Source organism: Bacteroidota bacterium, from assembly GCA_034723125.1.
Lineage (GTDB): Bacteria > Bacteroidota > Bacteroidia > CAILMK01 > JAAYUY01 > JAYEOP01.
In genome coordinates this window covers 1-5,895 of sequence record JAYEOP010000029.1, presented here as the reverse complement: position 1 = coordinate 5,895, position 5,895 = coordinate 1, and the positions used below count along the sequence as shown (strand labels likewise).

The window sequence follows — 5,895 nt, the reverse complement described above, 5'->3', positions numbered from 1 at the left end:
TTTTTTGCTACGAATAATTTTTTTGCCACGAATACACTAATGATATTTTTTTTGCTACGAATAATTTTTTTGCCACGAATGCACGAATGATATTTTTTTTGCTACGAATAATTTTTTTTGCCACGAATACACGAATGATATTTTTTTTTGCTACGAATAATATTTTTGACACGAATGCACTAATGATATTTTTTTGCTACGAATAATTTTTTTTGCCACGAATGCACTAATGATATTTTTTTTGCTACGAATAATTTTTTTGCCACGAATGCACGAATGATATTTTTTGTATCGCGAATATGCTAATGATTTGTTATGAGGTTTTCATTAATTCTTTAACTAATTCGGGAACTCCTTCGGATGCTTTTTTTTCAATTGCTGTAATATTTTTATCCTTTGCTATAAATGGTATATTTTTATCAACAACATACATTTTCACAGCTTTAGGAGCATAATTTATTAAACTTGCTGCAGGATAAACGCTTAATCCTGTTCCGATAATAATGAAGATGTCTGCTGTTGCTGTAATTTGAATGGCAGTTTGCAACATAGGAACAGCTTCTCCAAACCAAACAATATGAGGACGTAGTTGAGAAGCTTTTTCACATTTATCTCCAATAAAAATATCTTTTTCATCCAAATCATAAATCAATGATTCATCAGTAGTGCTTCTTGCTTTTTTTATTTCACCGTGTAAATGCAAAATATCAGATGAACCTGCTCTTTCGTGAAGGTCGTCAACATTTTGTGTAACAATTGTTACGTCAAATTTTTTTTCAAGTTCAACAACTGCTTTATGTCCATCATTAGGGTATGCTTCACGAACAAATTTTCTTCTTATGTTGTAAAATTCAAGAACTTTTTCAGCTTGAGTATTCCATGCCTCTGGCGTAGCGAGTTCCATAGGATCGTACTTATCCCACAAACCGCCCTTGTCTCTAAATGTTTGCAAACCACTGTCGGCACTCATACCTGCCCCTGTTAACACAACTATTTTTTTCATAATTAGTAATTTTAAAATAAATAAAAAATTAACTTAAATTTAACTGATATGTTCTACATTATTATCATCTATAAGTTCAACTCTTTTATACCTTTGCATCAACCTTGCAATTGCCAAAACATCTTTTTCGCAATATTTTACAATCCTTTCAAGGTCTTTTTCCTGCCAATAAACTTTCCAAACATCTTTTCCGGAAATATCATCTTTTGGTGTTGGAATATCCAAACTTGCACATAACAAATTTAATGAAGTATAACTTTTATAATCTCCAAAACGCCATAAATGCATTGTATCAATTAAGTGAACAGTTTCCCAAGGTTTCTTCCCCCAATTATCAATTGGTTCGGGTAAAGGCAATCCATGGATTATCATTCTCCTTGAAATGTAAGGAAAGTCAAACTCTTTACCGTTGTGAGCACACAAATAATTTTTATTAACATTAAAATGAACATCAAGCATTTGCCCAAAGTCGGCTAAAATTTGCTTTTCATCATCTCCATAAAATGACTTAAGCCTAAATTGCAATGAATTATCCTTTTTGGTAAAAAGCCCAACAGAAATACAAACTATTTTTCCAAATTCGGCATAAATACCTGCTCTTTCATAAACATCTTCAGCAGAAGCACTCTCATCTTTTATAATTCTATCAGCTTTCAGATTCCATAATTCTTTAAAAGTCTCAGGAACATTTTCATATTTTTCAAATTGCGGAACTGTTTCAATATCTAAGAAAAATATTTTATCAAGTTGGATATTTTCAAGCATAGCAAAGTTTTTTAGTTTTGGATAAATTACAAATTTATCCAAAATTGCTTTTTAAACCAAAATTTTCATCGTTTTTTAAAATCTTAAAATTACAAATTTTTTTTTACTGTTAGCTTTTTTGAAACTTTTTGTTACTACTCAGCAACTATACAGAATATAAAAGCCACAGATTCACAGATTAAAAAACTACTTTCGGTTGTTTTCTCTGTAAAAATTCATTAAATCAATAAAAACACTTTTGTTACGCCTTAAAAATATGATTTAGACAATATTAATTCTCTTGTTAAAAATAATGCTTCCACTCAAAAGAATTTTGTAATTTTGAAATTCAATAATTAATTATCAAGAATGTCCAATTAGCAAAAAATGGTAAAAGAAAGAACAACAAAACTGTTAGATAAAATAAATTTACCAAAAGATGTAAGGAAGCTAGAAGTCAGTGATTTAAGTCTTTTATCAAAAGAACTACGTGATTTTATCATTGAATCTGTTGCTATTAACGGTGGACATTTTGCCGCAAGTCTTGGTGTTGTTGAATTAACAGTTGCTTTACATTATGTATTTAATACACCTGAAGACACTTTAATTTGGGATGTTGGTCATCAGGCTTACGGGCACAAAATATTAACAGGAAGAAAAGATGTTTTTCACACAAACAGGCAACTTGGAGGGATTAGCGGATTCCCTAAAATGAGTGAAAGTGAGTATGATTCCTTTGGAGTAGGACATTCATCAACATCTATTTCGGCAGCACTTGGTATGGCAGAAGCCGATAAAATTAAAGGAAATAAAAAACGAAATCATATTGCTGTAATCGGTGATGGGTCATTAACAGGTGGGATGTCTTTTGAAGCATTGAATAATGCAGGTGTTTCAAATGCAAACCTATTGGTTGTATTAAATGATAACCGCATTGCTATTGACCCCAATGTAGGTGCTTTAAAAGATTTTTTAGTAAGTGCAACAGCATCTGTTTCATACAATAAATTCAGAGATAATATTTGGAAATTACTTGGGAAAACCAAAAAATACGGACCAAATGCACAATCATTTGCTTCAAAAATTGAACATAGCACAAAAACATTCTTCTTTAAACAAAGTAATTTATTTGAAGCCTTAAAGTTTAGATATTTTGGACCTATTGACGGACATGATGTTGAAAAAACAGTAAAAATACTTCAACAGCTCAAACATATTGAAGGACCAAAAATATTGCACATAATTACCACCAAAGGTAAAGGATATAAATATGCTGAAGAAGATCAAACCCGTTTTCATGCTCCCGGTCTTTTTGATGTAAAAACCGGAAAAAGTTTAAAAAAAACCAATGGTAACGAAGCTCCAAAATATCAGGATGTTTTTGGGAAAACACTTGTAGAACTTGCCCGTAAAAACAAAAATATAATTGGAGTAACCCCTGCAATGCCAACAGGTTCTTCTATGACTTATATGCTTAAAGAATTTCCCGACAGGTCATTTGATGTAGGAATTGCCGAACAACATGCGGTAACATTTTCTGCAGGTTTAGCTACTCAAGGATTAAAACCATTTTGTGCAATTTATTCTACATTTTTACAACGAGCTTACGATCAACTAATTCATGATGTTTGTATTCAAAAACTCCCTGTTGTTTTCTGCATCGACAGAGCAGGATTGGTTGGAGACGATGGAGCTACTCATCATGGAGCGTTTGACATTTCATATTTACAAAGCATTCCAAATCTCGTTATTGCATCACCACTCAATGAAATTGAATTGAGAAACATGATGTTTACAGCTCAAAATCATGACATGCCTTTTGCAATCAGATATCCACGAGGACAAGGCGTTACAAAAGATTGGAAAAAACCAATGAAAAAACTTCAAATTGGTAAAGGTCAAATGATAAATGACGGAGACGACATTGCAATTTTATCTATCGGACATGTTGGTAATAATGTAATTGAAGCTGTTAATAAACTCAAGAAAGAAAATATTTCGGTAGCACATTACGATATGAGATTTGTAAAACCAATTGATGAAGAACTTTTACATAAAATTGCAAAAAAACACAACAAAATAATTACTGTTGAAAACGGTTCATTATCAGGAGGATTTGGTTCAACTGTTTTGGAATTTCTTTCAAACAATAATTACACAACAAAAGTAAAGCGGCTTGGCATTCCCGACAAATTTATTGACCATGGTACAATCCCTGAATTGCAAAATATTTGTGGTTTTAACACTAAGGGGATAATTGATTCCGTTAAAGAAATTATAAAAATAAAGTAAAAACAGTAAAGGGGGGTTCTATAATTTTTCGCCCTCAAACAACAATTGTGGACAAATTCTAATAAAATTGTCTTTTTATTAAAACAACTACCTTAATATTGTACTCATAAAATAATGAGTAAGTTATGATAGAATATAATATTGCTGGATGGTTTGGAGGTTGGGAGTTATTAATAATCTTTGGAGCTATATTATTGTTATTTGGAGGTCGGAAAATTCCTGAGTTAATGAAAGGTATTGGAAAAGGTGTAAGAGAATTTAATAGAGCAAAGGAAAAGGTTAAAACAGATTTTGAAGATGGGATGAAAGAAAATGAGGATGAGGATAAGGAAAAGGAGAAAGATAGTGAAGACAGTGGAAAATAAAGCAAAGAATAATCTTTTTCAAAACAAATAACAAATAAAAGTTCTGAACAAAAAAGACCTAATTATGTTAAAAATATCGATCATTTCAATAATGTTTTTCATTTTTTCGTTTCAATCAATTGCTCAAAACGGTTTTGCAGGAGAAAGTGAAATGCGACCGATTCGTGCTTCCTTAGATGAATTGCTCAACTCGTGGTACATTGGCAAGCTTAGCGTTGATACCAACACAAGTAGTTTAAACAAATATGGGTTTAAACATAATGACATCCCATTGTATGCTGACAGAACTTACAAAAAAAGACTTAACGCTTTACAAAGTCCTATTCCTTTAGGATATAACCCTGTTATTAAAAGATTTATAGAGTTATACGTGAAAGACAAAAGAGTGCAAGTAGAAAATATGCTTGGATTATCACATTATTATTTCCCAATTTTTGAAGCTGAACTTGCCAGGCACAATCTTCCTTTAGAATTAAAATATATACCTGTGATAGAATCTGCTATTAACACTCATGCCGTTTCAAGAAGTGGAGCTACAGGTTTGTGGCAATTTATTTATTCAACTGCAAAAATGTACGATCTTGAGATAACTTCAAATGTTGATGAAAGAAGAGACCCTTTTGTGCTAACTGAAACTGCTGTTCAATATCTTGAAGATTTATACAGCATTTATAAAGACTGGCTTTACGTTATTGCAGCCTATAATTGTGGACCAGGTAGTGTAAACAAAGCAATTAAAAGGTCGGGTTATAAATCTGATTTTTGGGATATTTATCCTTATTTACCAAACGAAACACGTGGTTATGTTCCTGCTTTTATAGCAGCCAATTATGTTATGAATTATTATATTGAACATAATTTATATCCAAAAAATATTTACAATCCCGGATATATTGATACAATTCATATAAACAAAAGATTACGATTTGAAGTAATTTCAAAAGCATTAAAAATTTCAACGGAGCTTTTACATGAACTTAACCCTCAATATTTAAGAAATTTAATTCCAATGCCAAAAAACGGTGAATATTACATTCTTCGACTTCCAATCTCCGAAGCTTCAAGATTTACAATTCACAGGAGTAGGATTTTTAGGTATCAAACACTTTTGGATGAAAAAGAAAAACTAAAAGTTGATAATGCATCAAAAGTAAAAAGTATCAGTTATGGGGGAAAGAGAAATAAAAATGAGCTTACATTAATTCTTTATAATGTAAAACCGGGAGATACAAAATATAAAATATCATCATTGTATGATTGTTCGGTAAGCGACCTAAACAAATGGAATAATTTTCCCGGAGGAATTATTAAACCCGGCAAAACAGTTAATGTTTATGTTCCAAAAAGCAGTTACTCAAAATACAAGAATGTAAATTTTACAAAAAGATAGAAGGTTGGGGGATTTTTTTATCTTGAGAATTCCTAATCATTTACTCAAGTTTCGCATTTGAATATAAAGAATTGACATTCGGAAACTTATTAAATGTCGAG

At 31.3% G+C, this 5,895-nt stretch carries 5 protein-coding genes; 3 read left to right on the top strand and 2 right to left on the bottom strand.

The window, feature by feature from the left end:
* Window positions 1–313 precede the first annotated feature (313 nt).
* On the bottom strand, window positions 314–1,003 hold the full coding sequence (locus tag U9R42_01205) for an NAD-dependent deacylase (protein MEA3494631.1): 690 nt from the start codon (window positions 1,001–1,003) through the stop codon (window positions 314–316).
* A 39-nt stretch (window positions 1,004–1,042) separates the two neighbouring features.
* Window positions 1,043–1,810: a 3'-5' exonuclease gene (locus tag U9R42_01200; GenBank protein ID MEA3494630.1), complete on the bottom strand. Its 768-nt coding sequence runs from the start codon at window positions 1,808–1,810 to the stop codon at window positions 1,043–1,045.
* A 324-nt stretch (window positions 1,811–2,134) separates the two neighbouring features.
* On the opposite strand from U9R42_01200, the gene dxs reads away from it, so the two are divergent.
* From dxs to U9R42_01185, 3 genes are all read left to right on the top strand, one after another.
* Window positions 2,135–4,039: a 1-deoxy-D-xylulose-5-phosphate synthase gene (gene dxs, locus U9R42_01195; protein MEA3494629.1), complete on the top strand. Its 1,905-nt coding sequence runs from the start codon at window positions 2,135–2,137 to the stop codon at window positions 4,037–4,039.
* A 125-nt stretch (window positions 4,040–4,164) separates the two neighbouring features.
* On the top strand, window positions 4,165–4,404 hold the full coding sequence (locus U9R42_01190; protein ID MEA3494628.1) for a twin-arginine translocase TatA/TatE family subunit: 240 nt from the start codon (window positions 4,165–4,167) through the stop codon (window positions 4,402–4,404).
* 64 nt (window positions 4,405–4,468) lie between these two features.
* Window positions 4,469–5,794, top strand: a complete 1,326-nt coding sequence (locus U9R42_01185; protein ID MEA3494627.1) for a transglycosylase SLT domain-containing protein — start codon at window positions 4,469–4,471, stop codon at window positions 5,792–5,794.
* Window positions 5,795–5,895: the final 101 nt, after the last annotated feature.